Annotated in this window: 19 protein-coding genes; 6 read left to right on the top strand and 13 right to left on the bottom strand. The window is 60.0% G+C overall.

Translation table 11 applies throughout. From position 1 onward, the window contains the following. Window position 1: 1 nt before the first annotated feature. The 4 genes from EV286_RS21185 to EV286_RS21170 form a co-directional block, all read right to left on the bottom strand. Entirely contained in the window at window positions 2-889 is an 888-nt protein-coding gene (locus tag EV286_RS21185) for an aldose 1-epimerase (RefSeq protein WP_132959145.1), read from the bottom strand. Continuing rightward, the gene (gene araH / locus EV286_RS21180; protein WP_132959144.1) at window positions 886-1,836 is read right to left on the bottom strand and encodes an L-arabinose ABC transporter permease AraH; all 951 of its coding nucleotides are present in this window, start codon (window positions 1,834-1,836) and stop codon (window positions 886-888) included. Before araH ends, EV286_RS21185 begins: the two co-directional genes overlap by 4 nt. Before the next feature lie 17 nt (window positions 1,837-1,853). Next, a complete protein-coding gene (gene araG, locus EV286_RS21175; protein WP_132959466.1) occupies window positions 1,854-3,359 on the bottom strand; it encodes an L-arabinose ABC transporter ATP-binding protein AraG in 1,506 nt (501 codons plus the stop codon). Between the two features lie 69 nt (window positions 3,360-3,428). Beyond that, window positions 3,429-4,412, bottom strand: coding sequence for an arabinose ABC transporter substrate-binding protein (locus EV286_RS21170; protein ID WP_132959143.1), 984 nt, complete (start codon window positions 4,410-4,412; stop codon window positions 3,429-3,431). Window positions 4,413-4,632: 220 nt separating this feature from the next. Between EV286_RS21170 and EV286_RS21165 the strand changes: the two genes are divergently transcribed. Further along, complete coding sequence (locus EV286_RS21165) at window positions 4,633-5,391, top strand: FCD domain-containing protein (RefSeq protein ID WP_132959142.1); 759 nt, start codon at window positions 4,633-4,635, stop codon at window positions 5,389-5,391. A 60-nt stretch (window positions 5,392-5,451) separates the two neighbouring features. After that, window positions 5,452-6,600: a galactonate dehydratase gene (dgoD, locus tag EV286_RS21160; protein ID WP_132959465.1), complete on the top strand. Its 1,149-nt coding sequence runs from the start codon at window positions 5,452-5,454 to the stop codon at window positions 6,598-6,600. 43 nt (window positions 6,601-6,643) lie between these two features. On the opposite strand, the gene EV286_RS21155 is transcribed toward dgoD, so the two are convergent. From EV286_RS21155 to EV286_RS21115, 9 genes are all read right to left on the bottom strand, one after another. After that, entirely contained in the window at window positions 6,644-7,852 is a 1,209-nt protein-coding gene (locus EV286_RS21155) for an adenylate/guanylate cyclase domain-containing protein (protein ID WP_132959141.1), read from the bottom strand. 90 nt (window positions 7,853-7,942) lie between these two features. Beyond that, window positions 7,943-8,503, bottom strand: a complete 561-nt coding sequence (locus EV286_RS21150) for a transcriptional regulator (RefSeq protein WP_132959140.1) — start codon at window positions 8,501-8,503, stop codon at window positions 7,943-7,945. A 240-nt stretch (window positions 8,504-8,743) separates the two neighbouring features. Next, window positions 8,744-9,127: a response regulator gene (locus tag EV286_RS21145; RefSeq protein WP_245500798.1), complete on the bottom strand. Its 384-nt coding sequence runs from the start codon at window positions 9,125-9,127 to the stop codon at window positions 8,744-8,746. Window positions 9,128-9,230: 103 nt separating this feature from the next. After that, window positions 9,231-9,884 (bottom strand): response regulator transcription factor, encoded by a 654-nt coding sequence (locus tag EV286_RS21140; protein ID WP_132959138.1) that lies wholly within the window; start codon window positions 9,882-9,884, stop codon window positions 9,231-9,233. Further along, entirely contained in the window at window positions 9,877-11,481 is a 1,605-nt protein-coding gene (locus tag EV286_RS21135) for an ATP-binding protein (protein WP_132959137.1), read from the bottom strand. The genes EV286_RS21140 and EV286_RS21135 overlap by 8 nt, the downstream gene beginning before the upstream one ends. 214 nt (window positions 11,482-11,695) lie before the next feature. Continuing rightward, complete coding sequence (locus EV286_RS21130; protein WP_132959136.1) at window positions 11,696-12,478, bottom strand: metallophosphoesterase family protein; 783 nt, start codon at window positions 12,476-12,478, stop codon at window positions 11,696-11,698. A 203-nt stretch (window positions 12,479-12,681) separates the two neighbouring features. Then, the gene (locus EV286_RS21125; protein WP_132959135.1) at window positions 12,682-13,275 is read right to left on the bottom strand and encodes a transglutaminase-like cysteine peptidase; all 594 of its coding nucleotides are present in this window, start codon (window positions 13,273-13,275) and stop codon (window positions 12,682-12,684) included. Between the two features lie 200 nt (window positions 13,276-13,475). Next, on the bottom strand, window positions 13,476-14,264 hold the full coding sequence (locus EV286_RS21120) for a DUF6030 family protein (protein WP_132959134.1): 789 nt from the start codon (window positions 14,262-14,264) through the stop codon (window positions 13,476-13,478). Between the two features lie 451 nt (window positions 14,265-14,715). Further along, the gene (locus EV286_RS21115; RefSeq protein WP_132959133.1) at window positions 14,716-15,507 is read right to left on the bottom strand and encodes a response regulator transcription factor; all 792 of its coding nucleotides are present in this window, start codon (window positions 15,505-15,507) and stop codon (window positions 14,716-14,718) included. A gap of 1,128 nt (window positions 15,508-16,635) precedes the next feature. Between EV286_RS21115 and EV286_RS21110 the strand changes: the two genes are divergently transcribed. The 4 genes from EV286_RS21110 (at window position 16,636) to EV286_RS21095 (ending at window position 23,697) form a co-directional block, all read left to right on the top strand. Further along, a complete protein-coding gene (locus EV286_RS21110; protein ID WP_132959132.1) occupies window positions 16,636-17,622 on the top strand; it encodes a fibrinogen-binding protein in 987 nt (328 codons plus the stop codon). A gap of 154 nt (window positions 17,623-17,776) precedes the next feature. Then, entirely contained in the window at window positions 17,777-19,891 is a 2,115-nt protein-coding gene (locus tag EV286_RS21105; RefSeq protein ID WP_132959131.1) for a hypothetical protein, read from the top strand. 37 nt (window positions 19,892-19,928) lie between these two features. Beyond that, window positions 19,929-22,331, top strand: a complete 2,403-nt coding sequence (locus tag EV286_RS21100) for a type I secretion system permease/ATPase (RefSeq protein ID WP_132959130.1) — start codon at window positions 19,929-19,931, stop codon at window positions 22,329-22,331. Window positions 22,332-22,335: 4 nt separating this feature from the next. Continuing rightward, the gene (locus EV286_RS21095; protein WP_132959129.1) at window positions 22,336-23,697 is read left to right on the top strand and encodes an HlyD family type I secretion periplasmic adaptor subunit; all 1,362 of its coding nucleotides are present in this window, start codon (window positions 22,336-22,338) and stop codon (window positions 23,695-23,697) included. Window positions 23,698-23,771: the final 74 nt, after the last annotated feature.

Here is a 23,771-nt window from a genome sequence, read left to right as displayed (position 1 = left end):
TTTATTCCTCCACGGCGTCCGCGAGGGACGCCAGTTCAATCTTCACCCGGCCGGACAGACTCTCTCCCGGCGCAAGCGGCGTCAGGCCGCCAAGCTCCGGCATGTGATGGCCGTTCGGCAGATGGCTCATCGGCTCGAGGCAGAAGAAATCCGCCCGGTCGGCAGGCATATAAAGCATATAGCGGCTAAAGACCGCATCGGCCTCGACGCTGGCCTTCAGCCTCAATTCGGGCCAGAGGATGGTTACCCGGCCATCCCAGCCGTCGAAGGCATTGTTGACCCAGCGGCGCGGCAACGGTGCCCCCGCCTCGAAATCGAGATCGGCCGGACGCGGCTCCACCTCCCCGGGCAGATATCCCATCCTCTCGCCAAAATACGTCCGCGATCGAATGCTCAGCTGCGTCTGCGGCGTCCGGATGAAGAATGGATGCTGGCCGATGCCGAAGGGAAGCGTGGTCTCGCCGCGGTTCTGCACCGAAAGCTCAAGCACGATCGCTCCGGCGCTCAGGCTGATCCGCTGCGTGGCGGAATAGTGATAGGGCGAAGCATCATCCGCGACATGCGAAAAAGAGAGACGAACATGTCGGTGGTCTGCCTCCTCGATTTCCCAGAGGCCGAGCCAGCCATCGCCATGAAGATAGAGCGGATCGGCGCTGTTCGGCTGCAGGCTGAAATCTCCCCCCTCGAAGGAGAAGGTATTGCCCTCTACCCGATTGCCGAAGGGCACGAGCGGAAAGCTTGCCATGGCGCCCGTCGGGCCGCCCGCGCCGACGAGGAAAGGTTGCCCCTCGTAAGTCGCCTCCAGCAATGCGCCGCCAAGACGGTCAATCCGGACCGAAAGACCTCCGTCCGAAAGCACCACATCGCTGGCAGCGGGAGCGGGCTTCACCCCCGCCGTCCCGCAGCTGTCGAACGCAGGTTGTCGAGGAGGACGGCAATCAGGAGGATGAGGCCGCGCACGACATACTGATAGAAGGCCTGGATGTTGAGGAGGTTCATTACGTTTTCCGCGATCCCCATGATGAGCACGCCGACGATGACGCCGGTCATCGCGGCGCGTCCACCGGCAAGCGACACGCCGCCAAGCACGCAGGCCGAGATGACGGAGAGCTCGAGGCCCGTTGCGGCATTTGGCTGCCCGGACGTGATGCGCGAGGCGAGCAGGATGCCGGCAACGGCGCAGACGAGCCCCTGCAGCGCGAAGATCCAGATGCGCATGTTGACGACATTGACGCCGGCAAGGCGCGAGGCCTCCGGATTGCCGCCGATCGCCAGCGTATTCTTGCCGAAGACGGTGCGATTCAGCACGAAGCCGAAGACGATGAAGAGCAGCACCATGATCCAGATCGGCGTCGGCACGCCGAGAAGACGCGACAGCGCCAGCTGGTAGAAGGCCGGATCGTTGATGCCGACGGCGCGGCCGTCCGAGGCGATCAGCGCCATACCGCGCACAATCTGCATGGTCGCGAGCGTCGTGATCAGCGCGTTGATGCGGAACTTGGCGATGACGACGCCGTTGATGAAGCCGACCAGAGAGCCGCAGAGCAGCGCGGCCAGCAGCCCGATCGGTATCGATCCGGTCGAGTTGGAGACCATCACGGCGACCATGCCCGAGAAGGCGACGGTCGAGCCGACGGAAAGGTCGAAATCGCGCGAGGCGAGGCAGAACATCATGGTGCAGGCGACGATGCCGATGGTGACGACCGACTGCAGCAGGCCAAGCATGTTGCGCTCGGTCAGGAAATTCGGGACGAGCAGCGAGACAATGACAAAGGCGACCGCAAAGATGACGACCAGCCCCTGTTCGCCGAGAAGGATTTTTTTCAACGAATTCATCGCCACGATTTCCTGATTCAGATTGAGCCGCTTGCATTCCTGTCCGGCAGCGCTGCCGTCAGGATGCTACGCTCGTTGAAGTCCGCCCGCGCCACGTTGGCGGCTACCCTGCCCCCGCACATGACCATGATCCTGTCAGAGATGCCCATGACCTCGGGCAGCTCGCTGGAGATGACGACGATCGCCATGCCATCCGCCGCCAGCTCGTAGAGAATTTCGTAGATTTCCGACTTGGCGCCGACATCGATGCCCCGGGTTGGCTCGTCGACCAGCAGCACCTTCACGCCCTGTTCCGAAAGCCAGCGGCCGAGGATCACCTTTTGCTGGTTGCCGCCGGAGAGATTGATGATGTCCTGCTTACGCGACGGTGTGCGGATGCGCAGCCGGGCAATGAACTGGTCGGCAAGGGCTGCCTCCTTGCGCGGGCTGAGGACGCCGAAGGACGAGAAGTGCCGCCGGGAGGAGATCGCAATATTCTCCTCGATCGAACGTCCCTGAACGATGCCGTCGAACTTGCGGTCCTCCGGGCAGAGCACCATGCCGGCGCGGATCGCGGCCTGCGGATTGTTCGGCGAAACGGCAACGCCATCAATCGTCACCGCACCCTGCGAGCGGTGGTCGGCGCCGTAAAGGAGACGGGCCATCTCGCTGCGGCCGGCCCCGATCAGGCCGAAGAAACCGAGGATTTCGCCGCGACGGACGGAAAAGCTGATGGGATTGCGCAGTTTCGGGCCGGAGAGGTTTCGTACCTCCAGACGGACATCGCCGAGCGGCCGCTCGCGCCAGCCCCAGATATTGCTGATCTCGCGGCCGACCATTTCGGAGATGATCTGCTCGCGCGTCACCTTCTTGATGTCGGAGTGATGCGCAGCAAGCTTTCCGTCGCGCAGCACGCTCAGGCTGTCGCAGAGCCGGAATATCTCGTCGAGCCGGTGCGAAACGTAGAGGATGACGGTTCCGTTCGATTTCAGCTTTTCGATCAGCGAAAACAGGATCTCGCTTTCGCGAGACGAAAGCGAAGAGGTAGGCTCGTCGAGCGCGATCACCCGCGCGTCGAGCATTACGGCCTTGGCGATCTCGACCATTTGCCGTGCGCCGATCGAAAGCGACGAGACCTTGGCCGACGGATCGACGTCGATGCCGATATCTGTGAGTTTCTGGCGAACCGTCTCGACCAGCGTCTTGCCGTTGATGACGCCGGCCTTGCCGGGAAAGCGGCCGAGCCAGAGATTTTCAGCGACGGTCAGCTCGGGAACGAGCTGCAGTTCCTGGTGGATGACGATGACGCCGGCATGGAAGGCATCGCGGACAGAGCTGTACCGCTGCTCTTCCTCGCTGATCAGGATGCTGCCCTCGTCGGCCGACTGGTCACCCGAAAGCACGCGGATCAGCGTCGACTTTCCGGCACCGTTCTCCCCCATCAGGCCATGAACGGCACCCTTTTCGACGGAGAAGGACACGCCGGAAAGCGCCTGAACGCCGGGATAGCCCTTGGATATGCCTTTGAATTCGAGGAAAGCCATCATAGATCCGCCGGAAAGGATGCCCGGCGGCGGGATGGCCGCCGGGCGAAAGTCATCTTGGGAGGATGATTATTCGATGCCGAGGTCCTTGCGAACCTTTTCGTAATCGCCGCGCAGCGCCAGCGAACCGGAGGTCAGCGTCAGCTTTTCCGGTTCTTTGCCGTTGGCGATCCACTCGTACATGTTGAGCGCGGTTTCATAGCCGTGACGCTTCGGCGAGATGATGACTGTGCCGAAGAAGCCGGTGGCCGAAGGCTTCTTGAACTCGTTGATGGCCGAATCCGCACCGCCGATGCCGACGCCGATGATGTTTTCCGCCGGAATGCCGACCGATTCCGAAGCGCGGACGGCACCAAGCACGGCTTCGTCATTGAGACCGAAGGCAACCCAGTACTTCACGTCGGCATGCTTGTTCAGGACGGTCGTGGCAGCGTTGAGGGCAGCCTCGGTGTCGGTCTTGGCCTGCGGCGCGTCATAGATGTTCTCGGCCGGGAAGCCGGCTGCCTTCAGTACCGAGATAGCGCCCTCGACGCGGTCCACGGCGGTCGGCAGCTGGTCGTAGGAAACGCGGATCGCGCCGACATTCTTCATGTCCCAGCCGCGCTTCTTGATCTCATCGACGATCGCCTGGCCGACGGTTTCGCCGATCTTGGTGGCCGAGATGCCCATATGCGGGACATCTTCGAGCGGATTGCCATCAGCGCCGACGAGACGGTCGTCGACGGTCATGAGCTTGAGCTGGTTGGCTTCAGCCTTGGCGACGATGCCGGGGCCTAGCTTGACATCAGGCGTGCAGACGATGAAGCCCTGCGCACCCTGGGCGCCGAGGTTGTCGATCGCGGCCTGGACCTTCTCGCCGTCTTCGGCGCCGATCTTCACCAGCGTGAAGCCCTTTTCCTTGGCCGCAACGTCGGCGAACTTCCATTCGTCCTGGAACCAGGGCTCTTCGGGCTGCTTGACGATGAAGCCGATCTTGACGTCATCGGCGAAGGCCGAGCCGGCTGCGAGAACGGCGAAGGTGCCAGCCAGAATGGCTGCTTTGAAAAAGCGCATGGTCTCTCTCCCTAAACTCTCGAAATGAGCATCTGCCTCCCCGGCAGCATCAATGGATTAAGATAAATCATCATACCAGTCAATTGCCAATGTATGATGATTGGAATAAGAGAGGGAAGGAGAGATTGTCTGTCGTCGCCGATGCCGGCCCGTCGCAAAGCGGGCCTAATTCCGCTAAGCAGGATTCGGCCGGTCGCGGGACAGCATGTGGAGAGGTCAATTGGAATCAACCGAGCGGCAAGGTCAGCCGGAAAGCCCGAGGATCGAGCGCCGGCCGCGCGTGCGCAAGAATGTGACGGCCTCGATTGCGCGCGATATCTGTTCGGAGCGCTACCCCTCCGGTTCGCCGCTGCCGCGTGAAAATGATCTCTGCGATCTCTATGGCGTAAGCCGCACAGTCATCCGCGAATCCCTCAAGGTACTGGAATCGAAAGGGCTCGTGCGCGGCAGGCCGCGCATCGGCACGATCGTCTGCAACAAGGACGAATGGAACATCCTCGATCAGGACGTGCTCGAATGGATGGGTCCGTACATCAGGGATTTCGATCTCCTGGGCTGCATCCTGGAGGCCCGGCGGACGATCGAACCAGCCGCCGCCGAATATGCGGCAGAGCGCGCAACCGCGCAGGAGATCGCCGACCTCGACAGCGCCTGGCGACAGATGCGCGACTCCGCCCGCGACCCCGAGCGTTTCACGGATGCCGACGTCATGTTCCATACCGTGCTGCTGACCGCTAGCCACAACCAGGTTTTCCGGCGGCTTTCGAGTGCCATCCACGCCGCTTTGAAATACGCCCTGCACGCCTCCAACATCGCAGTCGAGAACCGCAATGACGCGATCGCCATCCACGGCGAGCTCGTCGAGGCGCTACGCCTGCGCGATCGCGCCCGCGCCCGCGATTGCGCGCACCGTATGCTCGACCTTGCCGTCCGCGATCTGGCCGCCGCCGAGAAGGCGATCGGCAGGACGCACACCTGAATCCACGCCATCTGCGGCCCTGCCCGGCCGATTGTTCACATGAAGCGAAAGCACGACGCCATGAAGATTACCAAGCTCACCACCTATATCGTTCCCCCGCGCTGGATGTTCCTGAAGATCGAGACCGATGAAGGCATCGTCGGCTGGGGCGAGCCGGTGGTCGAAGGCCGCGCGCTGACTGTCCAGGCCGCCGTCCATGAGCTTGAGGACTATCTCATCGGCAAGGACCCTTTCCTCATCGAGGACCACTGGAACGTGATGTATCGCGGCGGCTTCTATCGCGGCGGCGCGATCCACATGTCGGCGATCGCCGGTATCGACCAGGCGCTGTGGGACATCAAGGGCAAGGCGCTCGGCCAGCCGATCCACTCGCTGCTCGGCGGCCAGGTGCGCGATAGGATCAAGGTCTACAGCTGGATCGGCGGCGACCGTCCTGCCGACGTTGCCCGCAACGCCCAGGAAGTCGTCGCTCGCGGTTTCAAGGCGATCAAGCTCAACGGCTGCGAGGAGCTGCAGATCGTCGACACCAACGAGAAGATCGACAAGGCTGTCGAGACGATTGCCACGATCCGCGAGGCGATCGGTCCCCATATCGGCATCGGCGTCGATTTCCACGGCCGCGTCCATCGCCCGATGGCCAAGGTCCTTGCCCGCGAGCTCGAGCAGTTCAAGCTGATGTTCATCGAGGAGCCGGTGCTTTCGGAAAACAGGGAAGCGCTGAAGGAAATCGCCAATCATTGCTCGACGCCGATTGCACTTGGGGAACGGCTCTATTCGCGCTGGGACTTCAAGTCGGTGCTCTCCGACGGTTATGTCGATATCCTGCAGCCCGACCTCTCACATGCCGGCGGCATCACCGAATGCCGCAAGATCGCGGCGATGGCGGAAGCCTACGACGTGGCGCTGGCACCCCACTGCCCGCTCGGCCCGATCGCGCTTGCGGCCTGCCTGCAGGTCGATGCAGTCAGCTACAATGCCTTCATCCAGGAACAGAGCCTCGGCATCCACTACAACCAGGGCAACGACATCCTCGACTACATCTCGAACAAGGAAGTCTTCCAATACGCAGACGGTTTCGTCACGATCCCGCAAGGCCCGGGCCTCGGCATCGAGGTGGACGAAGCCTATGTCATCGAACGCGCGAAGACCGGCCATCGCTGGCGCAACCCTCTCTGGCGCCACGAGGACGGCAGCGTCGCCGAATGGTAAGCTGAAACTGACGGCCACCCGCGACCGAATTGCGGGTGGGCGCCTACTCCGCCCGGCTGAGGGTGAAGAGCTCCTGTGCGCGTTTGACACCCCGCAGCGCATAGCGGCCGACTGAAGCGACCGCGGGCTGCAGGTGCTGGGGAACGGCTGCAGCAAAATCCGACGACATCAGGATATTTCGGTCGACCGATCGACACATGGATGCGATGCGGCTGACCTCGTTGACGGCCGGGCCGATGACGGTGAAGTCGAGGCGGTCCTGGCTGCCGATATTCCCATAGAAGACATCGCCGATGTGCAGCCCGAGATAGACGTCCGTGGTCGGCCTGCCTTCTCCATCCCGCTCCGGGTTCAGTGTCTCCAGCCGCCGGCGCAGCAGCGTCTCCGCACGCAGCGCCGCAGCACAGGCGTCCTGCGGATCCTCGGCCTTGAAGATGGCGAGCACGCCATCGCCGATCAGCTTCAGGACGTTGCCGTCCGCCGCATGGACCGCGGAAATGACCGCGTCGCTGTAGTCGTTCAGGAAGGGTATTATCTCCTCGGGCGGCGCGCGCTCCGAAATGCTCGTATAGTTGACGAGGTCGGAGAACCAGAGCACTGCCGAGATACGCTCCGCCTTGCCGCGTGTGATCTTTCCTTCCAGCACCTGCCGCGCGGCATCGTCGCCAAGATAGACCTCTGCGATGGTGCGCGCGATGCGACCCAGCGCGACGCATTTGATGGCGAGACCAAGCGTCGGCACCAGTTCCCTCAGCGCAAGCATGTCTCCTTCGGAGAAGCCGTCTTGATGCTTCGTCGCGAAATGCGAGAAGAAGCAGTCCATCTCGCCAATGGTGCCGGCCGAAGCAAATCGCTGCGCCATGGCCACGAAATCCGTGTGCCCCGACGCTTGAAGCTGCTCGAGCATGGTGAAGTCCGCAGGATCGCCGAATCCCAGTCGGCGGCGAACCTCGCCACCATTGTTGTTCCAGAGGTAGAAGAACGCGGATCTTTGCCAGGTCTCCGACGCTTCGCCGTCGCTGGTCGAGCCGTACTCGAAAACCGGCTCTATCGTTTCGCGGCTGTCCCAGCGAAACGCGCGTCCTTCATGAATGGGATGGAGGGTATCCATGAGGGCCATGCCGCGGTCGAGCGGCAGGCCGGCCTCGCGACACTTTTCGCAGAAGCTGGTGAGGAGATGGCTTTCTTCAGTGCCCTTGAGGCCTTGCTCGGTGAGCCAGGCGGAAATCCTGCTGATATCCATGGCTTCCATGGATGCCTCCCCCGATTTCGTCCGCCACAGCTTTAATACGAAATCATCGTGAAGGGGAAGGCCGCGACCGGTGCGATCCGGTCGCTACGCTCACCACTTCGAGTAGACGGCGGTAAGACCAGTTGCATGAACTTCCGGCCAGAAGGCGGCGTGCCAGCGCGACAGAGCTGCCTGCTTCTGCACGGGAGCCGGCGTCTGGACCTGAACCGGTGCAGCTGCTTCGGAACCAGCCTCCGATACGCGCTTGACGCTTCGGGTAAACCGATAGCCGCGGCCGGGGATGTTGGCGATGTAGCCGAATGCGTTGCACTCGTCGCCGAGCACGCGGCGCAGACCGGAAATCTGGGTGCGCAGATTGCATTCCTCAACGAAAACGCCGGGCCATACGAGATCGAACAGTTCCTGCTTGCTGACGAGCTCGCCGGAGCGGCGGACCAGCTCCAGAAGGATCAGGAACGCGCGGCTGCCGATGGCGACTGGACGGTTGTTCTTCAGCAGAAGCTGACGATGGGGCGAAAGACGGAAATTGTCGAAGACGAAGTCGACATGGCCTTCATCCGCATCGCCGGACACGACGCTGTCCCAATGAGGATAGCTCAGCATCGATGCGAAGTCATATTTGACGGCGATTGTTGGCTTGTTCCACGACATCTGGTGCCATCCGCTTTCTGCGTTGATCGATGATTAAATTACTATGCTTTTCGATTGACGCTCGCGACCGTACTGCGGTCCAACTTGGACTGGCGCTTCGTTAGGGTAACCTAGACCTTGGTTTAGTTTCGACGGCCTCCAAAGGCCTGATTGCTGCGGCAAATTGCCTTGCGGAACGGCATAATGACGCACGCCCCCGCCATCCGGCGGGATGGCGGGGGCGTGCGGAAAAGCGGTAAATTATCGGGTCTCGAGAGCCGGGCTGAGCGCAGAGTTAAGGCAACGGATAAGCTTGTGGTCATCCACCGGCTTGCTCAGGAAACAATGGGCGCCGCCCTCGATTGCCTGCGAGCGTGTCCGCACGTCGTTGAACGAGGTCATGAATATCAGCGGCGGCTTTGCAGGCTCGTTGTTCAGGCGATTCTGCAGGTCGATGCCGCTGAGACCGGGCATCTTCACGTCGACGATCATTGCGTCGACCGTCTCCCTGTGGGGGAAGGCAAGAAACTCTTCGGCGCAGGCGAACAGAACGCTGCGATAGCCGAGGGAGCGAACGAGGTCATCTAGAGCCTCTCGGATGGCTATATCGTCGTCCACGATAGCGATGAGGGGCACATGGGGCACGGATGCAACAACCTTGTCAGCGTAATTTTTCACGCCTTTTGGTATGCGCCCCATGGGTGTGAAAAAAAATCATACAAAGGTCTAGGTGTCGCAGTCTGTGCGTCTAAACGGAACCCAAAACCTCCACTTTTCTTACCAATTCCGCGACCGAACGTGCCTTCATCTTGCGCATGACGTTGCCGCGGTGAAGCTTCACGGTGATCTCGGTGATTCCGAGTTCGCCGGCGATCTGCTTGTTCATGAGACCCTTCACGACAGCGGCCATGACCTCGCGCTCGCGTGCGGTCAGTGTCTGCGCAAGCTCCGTCACCTCGCTGATGGCGGAAGCTTCCCGCCGGCGTGCGGCGTCCGTTTCGATTGCCGTGGCGACCGCATCGAGCATGTCCTGATCGCGGAAGGGCTTGGTGAGGAAGTCGACGGCACCGGCCTTCATCGCGCGCACGGTCATCGGGATATCCCCATGCCCGGTCATGAAGATGATCGGCTTCGGATCGCCGACACTGGAAAGATGCGCCTGCAGATCGAGCCCGCTCGAGCCCGGCAGACGCACGTCGAGGATGATGCAACCCACCCTGTTCTCAGGCTTGCTCTGGAGAAGGTCGCGCGTCGAAGCGAAGGATCTGGTCTCGATCCCTACCGAGAGCAACAGGTCCGCGAGCGCCTCGCGTATGTTCTCGTCGTCGTCGACGATCAGAACCAATGGCGATGCTTCGTTCGAACTCTGCGGCGCGCTCTTGCCGCGAACAACGTCAGGCATGTTCCATCTCCAAAGGAAGCACGAATTCGAAGACCGCACCGCCCTCAGGGTGATTGCGCGCAGTCAGGTTTCCTCCGCGTGCCTCGATCGCCTGCCGGCAAATGGCAAGCCCCATACCCATACCATTTTGTTTGGTCGTGAAAAATGGATCGAACAGTCTTTCGATGATGTCCTCGTTCAGGCCCTTGCCCCTGTCGCGAACGCCGACGCGGACATGCTCGGGATCGGGGCTGTCCACCTTCACCGTGATCTCGGGTGCGCCTGTTCCGTGTTCCTTCATCGCCTGGATGCCGTTGGTAACAAGATTGATCATGACCTGCTGCAGCTCCGTGCGGCTCCCCTCGATCGGTGCAACACCGGGAGCGTAATCCACGCGGAAGATAACCCGGTCCGCGGCAAGTTCGTGTTCGAGAAGCGCACGCGTCTCCTCGATCATCTCACGCAGATCGAGAATGGCAAACTTGCGCGATCCGTTGGTAAGCATGGAACGGGTGTTGGCGACAATCTCGCTTGCGCGCTTTCCATCCCGAACCATCCGCTCTGCCGCCTTCGAGGCGGCCTCGATGTCGGGGACTTCGCGCCGCAGCCAGCGCAGGCAGGTCTGGGCGTTCATCACGAGCGCGCCGATCGGCTGGTTCAGCTCATGCGCGATCGAGGCCGAAAGGACCCCGACCGTTGCCGCACGCGAGGCACGCGCCACTTCCGTCTGGAGAGCAAGCAATGTCTGCTGCGTCTGCTCGCGCTGGGTTATGTCGACTAGGCCAACGATCACGCGTTCGAAGCTTGCTGCTTCGGGGAAGCGGGCGGCGATGAGCACCGTCAACTGCCGACCACTCAGCGTTACAATCTGCGCCCGGCCCTCGAAGCGATCCCTGCCCTCGAAACAGGCCTGCAGCAGATCTGCGGAAACTGTCTCTTCTTGCGGAATGAATCGCTCGATCGGGCCCATTATCTCTCCCAGCGAGGAGGCTCCGAGAAGTTCAAGCGTGGCTTCGTTTGCAGTGACGGTGTGAATGAGGCGCGCACTTTCACGCGCGACGCCTGGATGCTGCCTCGCATAGGCACCGAAATCCGTCACGCCCTGCGCGCGCAGTTCGTCCATCCACCGGAAGATGGCAGAAAAATCCTGCTCCCAAAGAGCAAGGAGGCTCTGCTCGAAGATCGACCGGTAGCGCTTCTCGCTTTGCGTCAGCGCCGCGTTCATTTCTACGAGAAGTTCCCGCACGGCATGGTTGCGAATAATCAGCCCTGCTGTGATGGCGATTGCCGCCAGGGAGACCACCAGCCGCAGGAACGACGAAATGTCGTCATTCCAGCCGTTGCCGTAGTCGAGCGACCAGCCATGGCCGTATATGAATGCGAAGAGCGTGAGAAACATGCAGATTCCTGCAAGAATGATCACGCCGCGACGGGTAAGGCTGTCGGCAGCAAGCAGGAGAACGAGAACGTAGAAGACCGCGATCGCACTCTCGATCGTCGTGAACGTATCGATCGAAAATACAAGGACTCCGAGCAGGAAGGCAGCAACGAGAAATCGCAGCCTTCCGCCGCCAAGCTCATTGCCTCCCGAATCTTTCATCGTACCAGCGAGCATCATCGAAGATTTCTGAGAGTTAATCGGAAAAAATACTATATCAGGACCCTGGTGCCTAATGCCAATAAAGGGCACGACCGCACATCACTAGCAAATTGCTGCAGCGCCCACCAACTAAAAAAGCTGTGATAAAGTCCCTTCGATACGCCTGCGTGACTACGGCTTCGGGAATCCCCCTGCCTTACGAGTCATGCCGCGCTTTCATAGCCCGAAGCGGCTACATCACCCAGACTTCACCGCCCGCAACCTTGAGAGCTGTGAGCTTGCCCGTGGCAAAAGCCGCCGTATCGATGCAGATGCGGTCCTTCCCGAAGACCGGTTCCGGACCAGGCGTATGGCCATGGACGACCTTTACCGGCAGACCCGGGCCTTCCGATAGAAAAGGCTCCCGAATCCACATCATGTCGTCATCGGTCTGCTTGTCGAGCGGAATGCCGGGACGGATGCCCGCATGGACGAATATCACCGTGCCGATCGAAAGAACGATGGGCATTTCCTGAAGCAGCTTTACGTGTGCCTGGGGAACAGCCAGCCGCGCAGCTTCCGCGACCGCACGGATTCCACCGCCCTGACGCATGATGTACGTGGCGTCTATGCCATAGGAATAAAGCGTTTCCTGCCCGCCAAGCTCAAGCCAGCCCCCGGTGGGCTTTGACGCAGTCAGGAAATCGAGGAAGGCGTCTTCGTGATTGCCGCAAAGCGTCACCCGCTCGAAACCGGCGGGAAGAGGCTTGCGCAGGTGCTCGAGAACATCCTTCGAGCGCGCGCCCCTGTCCACATAGTCACCGAGCATGACGATCAGCTTGCGACCTTCGATGCTCGCGCCGTCAGCAAGGAGCAATTGCTCGAGCTCTATGAGCTGGCCATAACAGCCGTGAACGTCACCGATCGCATAGATGGCGCTGAATTCGTCCGCGCCATAGGAGATCCTGGCTCGCGCCCGTCTCCTTGACTGTGATGAAAGCGTCTTGCCCAGGATTTTTCTTGCCAGACTTAGCATTGTTTATGACTAGGATACGAAACAACGATTAAATTCATTTTTGCTTGACGCCAACTAACTCAAAATGGTGATGCAAGCATAAGTTATCGCCCGTTGGCACGCAACTCGCGGCGCCGTACATAACCCCGCACCGACATCGACGTCAGCCGACGGACCTTTCGCGAGGGATTCTTGAGTTGTCCGCAGCCTGACTGGAGTGCCTTTTAGAGCTCGTACCAGCGATGCGGGTCTTCACCGGACTGAATCTTTACCCATCGCAGGTCGGTATCCCGCCACGAACGGATGCTGCTCGTCCGATTGTCGAGCACGAGGTCACCCCTGTCCGTCCTGACGGCGAGCACTGCGTGACCTTCGCCTGCCGGCGTGTGGGCGACGGCAATGCGCAGCGCCCGCGGCGACCACCCCGCCTTGATGAGTCGATCGCGCTTGGTCAGCGCGAAATCCTCGCAATCGCCGCTCTGGACGTCGACCTGCCATACATCGCCGAGGTCTCCGCTGTCATTGACCGCCACGATGGAACGGTTGACCGATGCATTGACCCGCGCAAGCTCGCGATAGGCGGCATCGTCAAGCGCGATCATCTCCGCGCCATCGCTTGCCCGGCACTCGTCCGGGCTCTGCATGCAGAAGCGAACCTGGGCGAAGGGAGCCAGCGTCGGGCGTCCCTCGGAGAAGTAGTTCAGCGCAGATGCTTTCTGGAAGGTGCGGGCGATGCCGGCTGGGCCGGCGGCATAGGCAGCAGGAGTGCCCGCCAGGGCTGCCATCACTGTGAAGGTGAGAACTGCTCGCTTCGTCATGCCCTATCTCCATCCCGAATTGGCCGATAGCCTGATGTCCAGCCACATCCCCTTGCGGTCGTCCCGCCGGGCGACAAGCAACGCAGCGGCCGCCTTGTCTTTCATGGCAGCAGCATAACTATAAGGACTCTCGGAGCTTTTAAGTCGTTCCGCGCAATTTTAGCTTTATGCGTCTTTTTCTGATGGCCGGGCGTACGCCTTCAGTTCGAGGCAAAGCCAGGCGCCAGAGCGAACCAGCGATCCGCATTGAAGTAATCGGCCGTGCGCCGCTGTCCGGCCGTCTTCGGCTGCACCGCCAGCGCGAGGTTATAGCTGTTCGGATTGGAAAATTCGCGATTGAACGTCAGTGTCGCGCCGAAGCCGCCTTCATTGACCGTCTCGAGCTTTCCGATCGCTGCGGAAGCGTTGCTCAGGTCGGACCATGCAGTCTGCTCCATCGCGGCGTCAAAGACGGTGCGCAGCCGCTCGCGCAACACCTCGCCGTCGGGCGAAGGCGGGATGACCACCTTGATCCGCAGCAGCGAGATCCGTCCGGAGGGGTCGCCCCTGACGATCACGAAGAACGAACCGAAGCTTGCGACATCGCCCTGTGTCCCGACACTTGTTTCGGAGCTGCACTCGAATGTCGCCGCGTCGAAGTCGCTCATCTTCCATCCATCGTTGGAAACACCGGTCTGGTTCATCTTCTCACAGAGGGCCGGACCGGAAACCGGCCATACCCGAAGGAAACCGCCGCCCACCTTGCTCTCCGGCCCCAAGAGCCGGAGCAACTGCTGCCGGGAGGGAACGCGCCCTTTGGTCTTCTCGGAGGGTAAGGGTGCCGGCGCGGGCTTCGGATCGAACCAATCGAGATGGTAGTGCCGCACGAGAGCCTTGAGGTTGCGCATGTCATTGGCGAGAAAAACGGTGGCAACGATGACCGACCCAAAGGCGATTGCCGTTATCCAGAACACCGCCCTGCTCTGGCGCACTGCCGGCTTCAGAGTCATGCTGCGGATGGCCTCCGGACCGGCTCGCCAGGTTTCCCGAGACGAGGCGCCGTCGCGCTCGGCTGGCGTCCTGCGAAGCGAAGGTTGCGGTGAACGGCTGTCAGACACTTCTCCTGCCCGGTCATTGATCCGGCTTGCACCAACCCATAGGCCCGTCCAGTCGGGTGAGCGGCACGGCAGGACACGAAAACGATATCCGAGCCACGTTTCGCGGTGAAGGGCCTGTTGTGCCGATCTCGCGCAACTTCCTGGGGAAAAAACCTGATTTCCCTAATAAGGATTTAACAACGCCGGCCTCGCGAGCAGATTCCGCGCGGCACAAACAGTAAAGCCGGCGCTTCGATCGCCGGCCATGAAAGTCTTGTCGCTGCTCGCAAGTTACCTCGACAACGAGGATCGAATGGTTATTTTTCCCTAAACTCCGTGGAGTTCAAGGACACCTCATCGCCTCTTAATTGTTCCACTTGCGAAGCTGGTCGCGGTCCTGTCCCGGGTCGGAATTGAAGAAGCGCGAAGCTGCCTCGGTGCGGTTCCGGACGTTCATCTTCTTATAGATATTGCGCACGTGAACCTTGACCGTGTTTTCCGAAAGATGAAGCTGGTCCGCGATGATCTTGTTCTGCGTCCCCTTGCAGATGAGATCCAGGATCTGCACCTCACGGGTCGTCAGCGACATCATGTTTCCGGCGGGCGCCGCCGACGATGCATAGGGCCTCGAACTTGCGGCAAGAGCCGCCGGAGCGCCATACATCGACTGGCCGGCCATTTGCGGCTGCACCGCAAGCCTGCGCAGCAGCGCGGATGGGAAATGCTCCCCGCCCTTCATGAGGAGCTCTATGGCCGCCATGAATACGTCGAGGCGCAGGTTAAGCGGCAGGACGCCATCGATGTTCCTGCCCTCCACCAGACGCGCGACATAGGGGTCGAGCAGGTTTATCGCCTCGACCACGAGACCGACGGAGGTATCAGGATAATTGGTCCTCAACGCCTGAAGCGTGTCGTGCACCTCGCCCGCGGCAATGTGATAGAGCAGGACAAGCCGTACTCCTTCGATGCCACCGGCGTGGAAAGCCTTTTGATCGGATAAGCTCACGATCTCGCAATCGGGAAATTTGACCGCAAGGGCCTGCGCCAGACATTCCGAAAAGAGATCGGCGTCCGCAAGCAGGACAATCGTATTTCTGAGTGGAACAAGATTTCGATTTTCGTCCATGCCCCCGACTCTTGCACTCGCCATATACATCTGCTTACGCCCCCTACCTTACACTGGAAACTAGGCTCTAGTCTTTGGCTAGTCATTACTTGGTCATGTTGGTTAAGCACGCCCACAACGTCAGATCGAAAGTCGATTAGTTAGCAATTTCTTAATTACGCTAATACATGTTTGGCTTAAATGAAATTGCCCAAACGGATTAGTTTTCGCTTAAAAAACCCTAAAAACCACTAAAAATCGGTTGTATTTTAAAGGATGCAATAACCTTTACGTACAATTTTCGCAAAAACAAAAGGCGCCTTCCGCGTAAAATGAAAGACGCCATTAAAGGTAAAATCGAGCAATTCTGAATTACCGCGCCGGCCCTAGCAGAAATACTGCGCGGCGGATGCAAAGCGATCAAAAAAGTTACGCACCAACTCGGATGACGGCACATGGCCCGCAACCGCAAGTTCGATTAGTGTATCTTAAGGTGACGTTTTACATTGTTATTTTTATTTTACAACATGCGTGCGTTGAACAGTGAGTTTAAGGTAAAGAGTACGCGATGCATCCAAAAGACGGGTGACACTACGTCGAAAATTATACTTATGGTTTCGTGAAACGCCGAATGTGTCACTTGACACTTTTCGAAAAACTCGCGTAATTCCGGATTAAGCCGAGCAAACATCACTGCAAAACAACGGCTTGCATCAAGCGCTTTGCCGATTTGGCCGGAAAAGGGCGAATCCGCCCATCCATAGCGCTAGCCCGAATTGGTATCTATCAGCACCTCGCTTTCTGGATCAATCTCGGATCGTTGCACAGATTGTGCGACCGGGAAATGCCGCAAGCGTCTGGGGTGTTTGCGTAGCGCGTACCGGCAAATCTCAAAACTCGCTACTCACCAAAGTATCGGGGGAATGAAGTTGGTGCTCTGAGAAAGCATCCAAGCGGATTTGTTCGTCCTAAAATATCGGGTAACGGCAAGCAAATCCTAAGACTACAGGTCTGATCAAACAGACCGGCGTTCGTAAGTAAACGAGTACAGTGGGCGAGTATGTGTTCAGTACGTCTGCTGATGTGGCAAAGGGGTCGGAGCACGCGCGAGTATAATCCCATTCGAGATGAGAGGGATTTCGAGAGCGGCTCCGCTTTTTTTTCTGGAGGAAACCGGAAATGTCTCTTGAAATCGAAGACAACAAGGTCGGCGCACTTGCCGACGGCCTTGCCGCGAGTGCTATTAACGGCACTGAAATCGAGGATGACTCGACCGGCTACGTTGGCGGTGTTGCCAACGGCGATGATCGTAACAACACCGATATCGACGTGAAGGCCAACGTGGACGTAGACGCGGACACGAACATCAACAATGGCGACAATCGCGACAATCAGTACGACTGGAGCTACGACAGCAAGGTCGATACTGACATCAAGACGACCAACACCACGATCAACGACAACGATACGACCACCAAGACTAGCAGCGACTACGACTGGAGCTACGACAGCAAGGTCGACGTTGATACGAAGACGACTACCATCAGCGACAACGACACTGATATCAAGACGATCAGCGACAACGACACTGAGACCAAAATCAGCAACGACTATGACGCCAACGAGAATGGCGACAACCGCGACAACAGCTACAGCTACCATTCCGACGTCGATACGGATCAGAACTGGGGCGTTGTCGATGATGTCAAGGACTTTGGCAACCTGGGCATCGCCGGTGGAGATCTCACCTTCAACATCGGTGACGACTTCTCCTTCAACCTCAACGTGGACAACGTCCTGAACGGCTCGCTGAGCGGCGACGGCTTCAGCATCGTCCAGGCCCACAACATTGCCGATCAGGACGCCGCCTATGGCGTAAGGATGGACAATGCCGGTGCTACCAACACGCTTTCGGCAAGCGGCGGCAGCGCCTACAGCGATCCGGGCGTAGAGCTGGATGGCAAGGGCTTCGACAAGGGCTGGGACCTCGACAACGGTGACGACGTCAACGGCAGCAGCGTGGCAGACGCATCCGCCATCCTCGCCAATTCCGGGTTCCATCTGGAAGTGGTCCAGGGCGCGAACATGTTCTCCAACTCGGTGGACATTACCGTCACGGGCGGCAACTCCCACGTTTCGGACGTCGGCGACGACTCCGGCTCCTGAAGATAGCCTCTCAAGCCCGAAAAAGGTGCACCGGCCGCCAGGCCGGTGCATGTTGATGGTTTGAAGTTGGATTTCCGGAATATCGGCAAACTACGGGATCCGACGGCTCAGTTCGTAAAAATCAGGCTTTTTGCGACTGAAGGGGAGCCGTGTCATGCACGCTGAAAAAGTCTCCGAGATCATTGCCCATTTCGTCGGGTGGTTCGATACGCTGACGGAAGAAATAAGGATGCGCCAGAAGTATGCAGACGGCGCAACCCCCTCGGACAAAATTCAGGATGAGCAAGCCGCAGAGCAACCGCGTGACGACTTTGCCTCGACCCTGGAACTGAAAGACTATGCACCCGGGGTGAAATACTCCCCCGATGGCCACGACTTCGACAACCTGATGGCCCGGAGATACGTCGAGACATACCAAGAGAGCCTCGACAAGTTGACCGCCCTTGCCGCCCAGGGCGCGGCTTATATGCCCCCTACTGGCGGAGAAACCACCTACCATTACGCCGACTACCCTTCGATGCACAGGCCGGAGCAGGCGATGCACGAGGAGGATCCACTTGTCGTCCATAGCGCCAGCGTCTCATCGGTCAGCCATGTCACGCAGGCCGGCGTATTGCGCGACGACGATTACCTGAACATGACTGACGGCCCCAACCGGATCCGCGACACGAGCTATGTCGGCGAACACCTGGGGCAGATGACCGCGAGGGCCGACGCCCTGGACCCCTTTGGCGACTTCCATCGGACCGACTCGCCTGCCGAACTGACGAAAATCGCCGATGAGATCCACGATTACGCACAGACCGCCGAGAACCAGCAGGACGATGAAACGACCGCCGCCCCGAGCCCCGGGACCGAGGTCGACTTCGTGCTGGTGGCGGACGAAATCGACAACAAGATATACGTGAACGGGCAGGAGGTTGACGACGTGCCGCTGATGTCGGATTTCGTTCCCGACCGCGGTATAGCCTCACGTGAAGAGGTAGAGCCCGACGACAGCCAGACCACGGTTCATCACGAGGGATCGGCCGTTGCGACAACCGAGGTCGAGGCCGGCGCCAATTTCGTCATCAATATCGCCTCGACGGTGGAGACAGGCACGATCGCGCCGGTCATGGCCGTGATGGGCAACTACCACCAGATCGACGTCATCTCACAGGTCTACGTCTACAGCGACGACGACAAGATCGACGACTGCCTGACGAAAAACGACGCCACATCCACGAGCGCCGCAACGATGGGCATGAACATCGCGATCTTCGAACGCGGCCAGTACGAGGCCAGCCACGATGCCGGCGCGGGGGCCAGTGGCGCGTCAAGTTCGAGTGGGGAAGATCCAGTCTTTCCATCGGCTTGGCGCGTCAGCGTCGTCCACGGCGACGTTTCCTTCGTCCATTGGACGGAACAGTACCATTTCGTCAGCGACAACGACACCATCACCATGACCACGTCGGGTGCCGAAGTATCGGTACTGACGGGCGGCAACGACGCCGTGAACCTGGCGACCTATTTCGGGTTCGGCATGCAGTACGACCTCGTCATCGTCGGCGGCAACGTCCTGGATATGAATGTCATCAGCCAGATCTCGGTGCTTTACGACAACGATACGGTTCGCAGCGAAGACGGCAACGGTCAGAACACCACTGTCCATTCGGGTGGCAACCTGCTCTGGAACGTGGCCTCGATCGACAACATCGGCGATAACGACCGGTTCCAATCCATGCCGGACTATGTGATCGACACGGTCAACGGCATAGAGTCACGCAATCCGGACATGCCGACCAGCCTCTCGGCCGCGGCCGACTTCCAGGGATATATGGGATTGAATATCCTTTATATCACCGGCGATCTCTACGGCGTCAACATGATCAAGCAGGTCAGCATCCTCGGCGATTCCGACGATGTCCTGAAGGCCGCGAACACGATCATAGACAAGCTTCCCGACGCTATCATGACGATTGATACTGGAAGCAACGTGGTCGCCAACGTAGCCCAGATCATCGACTACGACAGTTTCGGAACGACGACCTATGTTGGCGGACAGGTCTATTCCGATGCCATCCTCATCCAGGGCGGACTGGTCGATCATGATGTGTCGCAAAACGACGGTTCCCAGCCGGAACAGGCAAGTGATCGATTGGCCAACGAAGTTATCGCGTTCCTCTCCGACAACGACCATGACGGCACGGATGCCACGGTCGATGTGGGACGTGACCTTTCCTGGGCGGATGGGCACGCGGCCGACGTGATGCAGAACGTGGTGGCATAAGAATAATGAAGAAGCGAGCAGGGGGGAACTGCGCCACATGAACCAGCTTTCAAACCTGACGACATTCGGAAGCAGGACGCTGGATCTTCAGAATTCGGCATCCCATGGCGGCGAGCCGAAGGAAGAGGCGCTTGCCAATGCCTGCATAGCCGCAATCGACGAGGCAGTCGAAAATTTGCGTAGGTTGAGCCATCCGTCCGCGGAAGAGCCTGCACCCATCGAAGAGGAGAATGCGATGCGGGAACCGCAAGTCGCGGAACCGACCAACGGACAGGATTTTGCAGAAATCAAGAAAAGCCCCTGGCAGGAAACGCTGACGCAGCTTGCGAGCCTCTCGTACGAGCCGCCGCGCGCATCCTTCCCGGAGCGGGCGCCCCAGGAGGCCACCATAGAGCAGACACTAGCACCCGCCGCGCCGGTCGTGACCGTCGTCGAGACCGCGCCCGAAATTGTCGAAGCGGCACCCGTCTCGGAAGCGAAGACGCCCGAGGAGCCGACCATGCGCGCAGCGCCGTCCGAGCCGACTGCCCGCGACGAACTGAAGACCAGATCTCCGACCATCCTGCCACCAACGATCGACAACAATCCCGGCCCGATCGCCGAGAACGAGCGTCGTGTCCGCGCCGGCGGCGGTGGCAACGATAATGACAACGACGGTACCGGAAAAGGTGGTGGCGGTGGCGGCGGTGGTGGCGAAGGCAACATCTTCCACAAGCGCAGCGGCCCGGTTAACTTCGCGACGAGCCTGCAGAACGGCATCGCGGCCGTCCGACGCAATATGCTGATCGTGATGGTCTTTACCGTTGCGATCAACGTACTCGTGCTCGCCATCCCGCTCTATCTGTTCCAGATCTCCGATCGCGTTCTCACCAGCCGGTCAATCGACACGCTGATCATGCTCACGGTCGCCGTGCTCGGCGCCATTCTGCTGCAGGTCATCATGGATTCGATCCGCCGCTTCATCCTCACGAGGACGGCCGTCGAACTGGAGGTACAGCTCGGCGCACCGATCCTCAGCGCCGCGGCGCGCGCCTCGCTCCACGGAAGCGGCAAGGATTACCAGATCCTGCAGGACCTGCAGCAGCTGCGCACGTTCATCACGTCAGGTACCCTGATTGCCTTTCTCGATGCGCCGCTGATGCCGCTCTTCGTGCTCGTGGTCTACTGCGTGCATCCGCACCTCGGCGTGATCATCATGGTCTGCTGCGGGGTCCTGTTCTTCATCGCCTATCTCAATCAGAAGATGACGGCGAAGCAGTTCGGCGAGGCCAACGCTTATCTCAATCGCGCGAACTTCCACCTCGATTCCATGTCGCGCAACTCGCAGATCATCAATGCGCTCGCAATGATCCCTGAGGCGGTGAAGATGTGGGGGCGGGAAACCGCTGGCTCGCTCAAGTCCCAGGTCGCGGCCCAGGACAAGAACATCGTATTCTCGGGGCTTTCGAAGGCATGCCGCCTCATCACGCAGGTGGTCCTGCTCGGATGGGGCGCTCACCTTTCCCTCTCCGGCCAATTGACCGGTGGCATGGTGATCGCCGCATCGATCGTCTCCGGCCGTGCGCTCGCACCCGTCGAGGGAGCGATCGAAGGATGGAACCAGTTCAACCACTCGCGCGCCGCCTATGGTCGCATCAAGCAGCTCCTGCTGGGCTCGCCCCTGAATTTCCCGCGGCTGCGGCTGCCCAACCCCGAAGGCCGGCTGGATGTGGAACGCATTCTCTTTGTCCCGCCGCCGCAGAAGCGCGTCATCCTCAACGGCATTTCCTTCTCGCTGAAAAAGGGCGAGTCGCTCGCAGTCATCGGCAATTCGGGTTCCGGCAAGACGACCCTCGGCAAGATGCTGGTCGGCTCCATCCTCCCGACTTCCGGCAACGTCCGCCTCGATCTCATGGATCTTCGCAACTGGGACCAGCGGCAGTTCGGCGAAAGCATCGGCTACCTGCCCCAGGACGTGCAGCTCTTTCCCGGAACTATCAAGGCAAACATCTGCCGCATGCGCGACGACGTGGAAGACAGGCTGATCTACGAAGCCGCGGTGCTCGCCGACGTCCACGAACTCATCGCCACCTTCCCGCAGGGCTACGAAACCGTGGTCACGGCCGACGGCTCGCCGCTTTCCGGCGGCCAGAAGCAGCGCATCGCGCTTGCCCGCGCCTTCTTCGGCGATCCGAAATTCGTCGTGCTGGACGAGCCGAATTCCAATCTCGACTCCAACGGCGAGGCAGCGCTGGCGCGGGCCCTCATCCACGCCAAGAAGCAGGGCATCACGACCGTGACGATCACGCAGCGGCCCGCCCTTCTGCAGTGCGTCGACAAGATACTCGTGCTCAAGGACGGATCGGTCGCCATGTTTGGCGAACGCGTCGAGGTCCTGGCTGCGCTGAAGGGCAAGTCGAACGGAAACAATGGTCAGGAACTACCGAGGCTTCAGGGATAAGACCATGCTGGCAAGAAACGATAACAAGAACAAAAAGGCACATCAGTCGGCGCAGATCGAGTGGTACAGCGAAGTGCCGCGCTCGATCCGCCTTCACAGCTTCGCCGGCCTTTCCCTCCTGCTCGCTTCGTTCGGCGGCTTCGGCTACTGGGCGGCAACTGCCCCCCTCGCCTCCGCGGTCATCGCCCAGGGCAGTTTCGTCGCCACGGGCAACAACAAGATCATCCAGCATCTCGAGGGCGGCATCATCCAGGAACTGCTGGTGACCGAAGGCGATGTCGTCAAGGAAGGCGATGTCCTCGTCAAGCTCGACCCGACGGCGGCGCTCGCAAATGACCGCATGCTGAAGCTGCGCCGGCTCAGGCTCGAGGCCGTGGTCTCCAGGCTCAAGGCGGAAGCGCTGGGCAGCAGTGCCTTCGACATGCCGCCGATCGTCATGAAGGAAGCGAACGACCCTGAGGTCAACACCATCATCCAGAGCCAGAACGTCATCTTCCACAGCAAGCAGATCAAGCTGCAGGAACAGCTCAATCTCATCGAGAAGAACATCAAGTCGCTTGAATTCCGCAGCGGCGGCTATGACGGCCAGAAGGCGTCGTTCGAAAGGCAGCTCGCCCTGCTCAGCGAAGAGCGCGACTCAAAGGAACGCCTGGTGAAGGTCGGATACATGCGCAAGTCCGAACTGCTGGCGATCGAGCGCGCCATTGCCGACGCGATGGGCGACATCGCCAGGCTCACGGGTGAAATGAACGAAAGCGAAGCCCAGATCGCGCGCTATCGCCAGGAGGCGATCATTGCGGTCAACGCCAACAAACAGGCGGCGCTGGATGCCCTGGAGACCGCGGAATCGGATCTCGAAAGCGTGCGTGAACAGGTACGCGAGGCCGCCGGCGTTCTTGAGCGCACTGTCATCCGCTCGCCGGTTGGCGGCACCGTCATCCGTGCATACTATCATACCGCCGGCGGCGTCATCACGACTGGCAAGCCGATCATGGAAATCCTCCCGGCGAATGTCCCGCTGATCATCGAGGCGCAAGTCTTGCGCACCTCGATCGACCAGCTGCACGAGGGCCAGACTGCCTCGATCCGGCTTTCGGCCCTGAACCGCCGCACCACGCCGGTCCTGAACGGAAAGGTCTTCTACGTCTCGGCCGACTCCGTCGAGGAAGGCGCCGGCACGCAGGCGAAGGATGTCTATATCGTGCGCGTTCAGATCACGAACGACGAACTGAAGCATATCCACGGCTTCCACCCCGTGCCCGGCATGCCGGCCGACGTCCTGATCCAGACCTCGGAACGCACCTTCTTCGACTATCTCACCAAGCCCATTGCCGACAGCATGTCGCGTGCATTCAAGGAGCGCTGAGTCGCCGGTCGATGCCATCCGAAAGCCTTATCTGCGCATACGGGTGAGGGTTATCCGTCTACGCCACTCCACCA

This window comes from Rhizobium sp. BK251 (genome assembly GCF_004345245.1).
Taxonomy (GTDB): domain Bacteria; phylum Pseudomonadota; class Alphaproteobacteria; order Rhizobiales; family Rhizobiaceae; genus Rhizobium.
The sequence above is the reverse complement of the archived record's forward strand: the minus strand, read 5'-3'. Positions and strand labels throughout refer to the sequence as shown.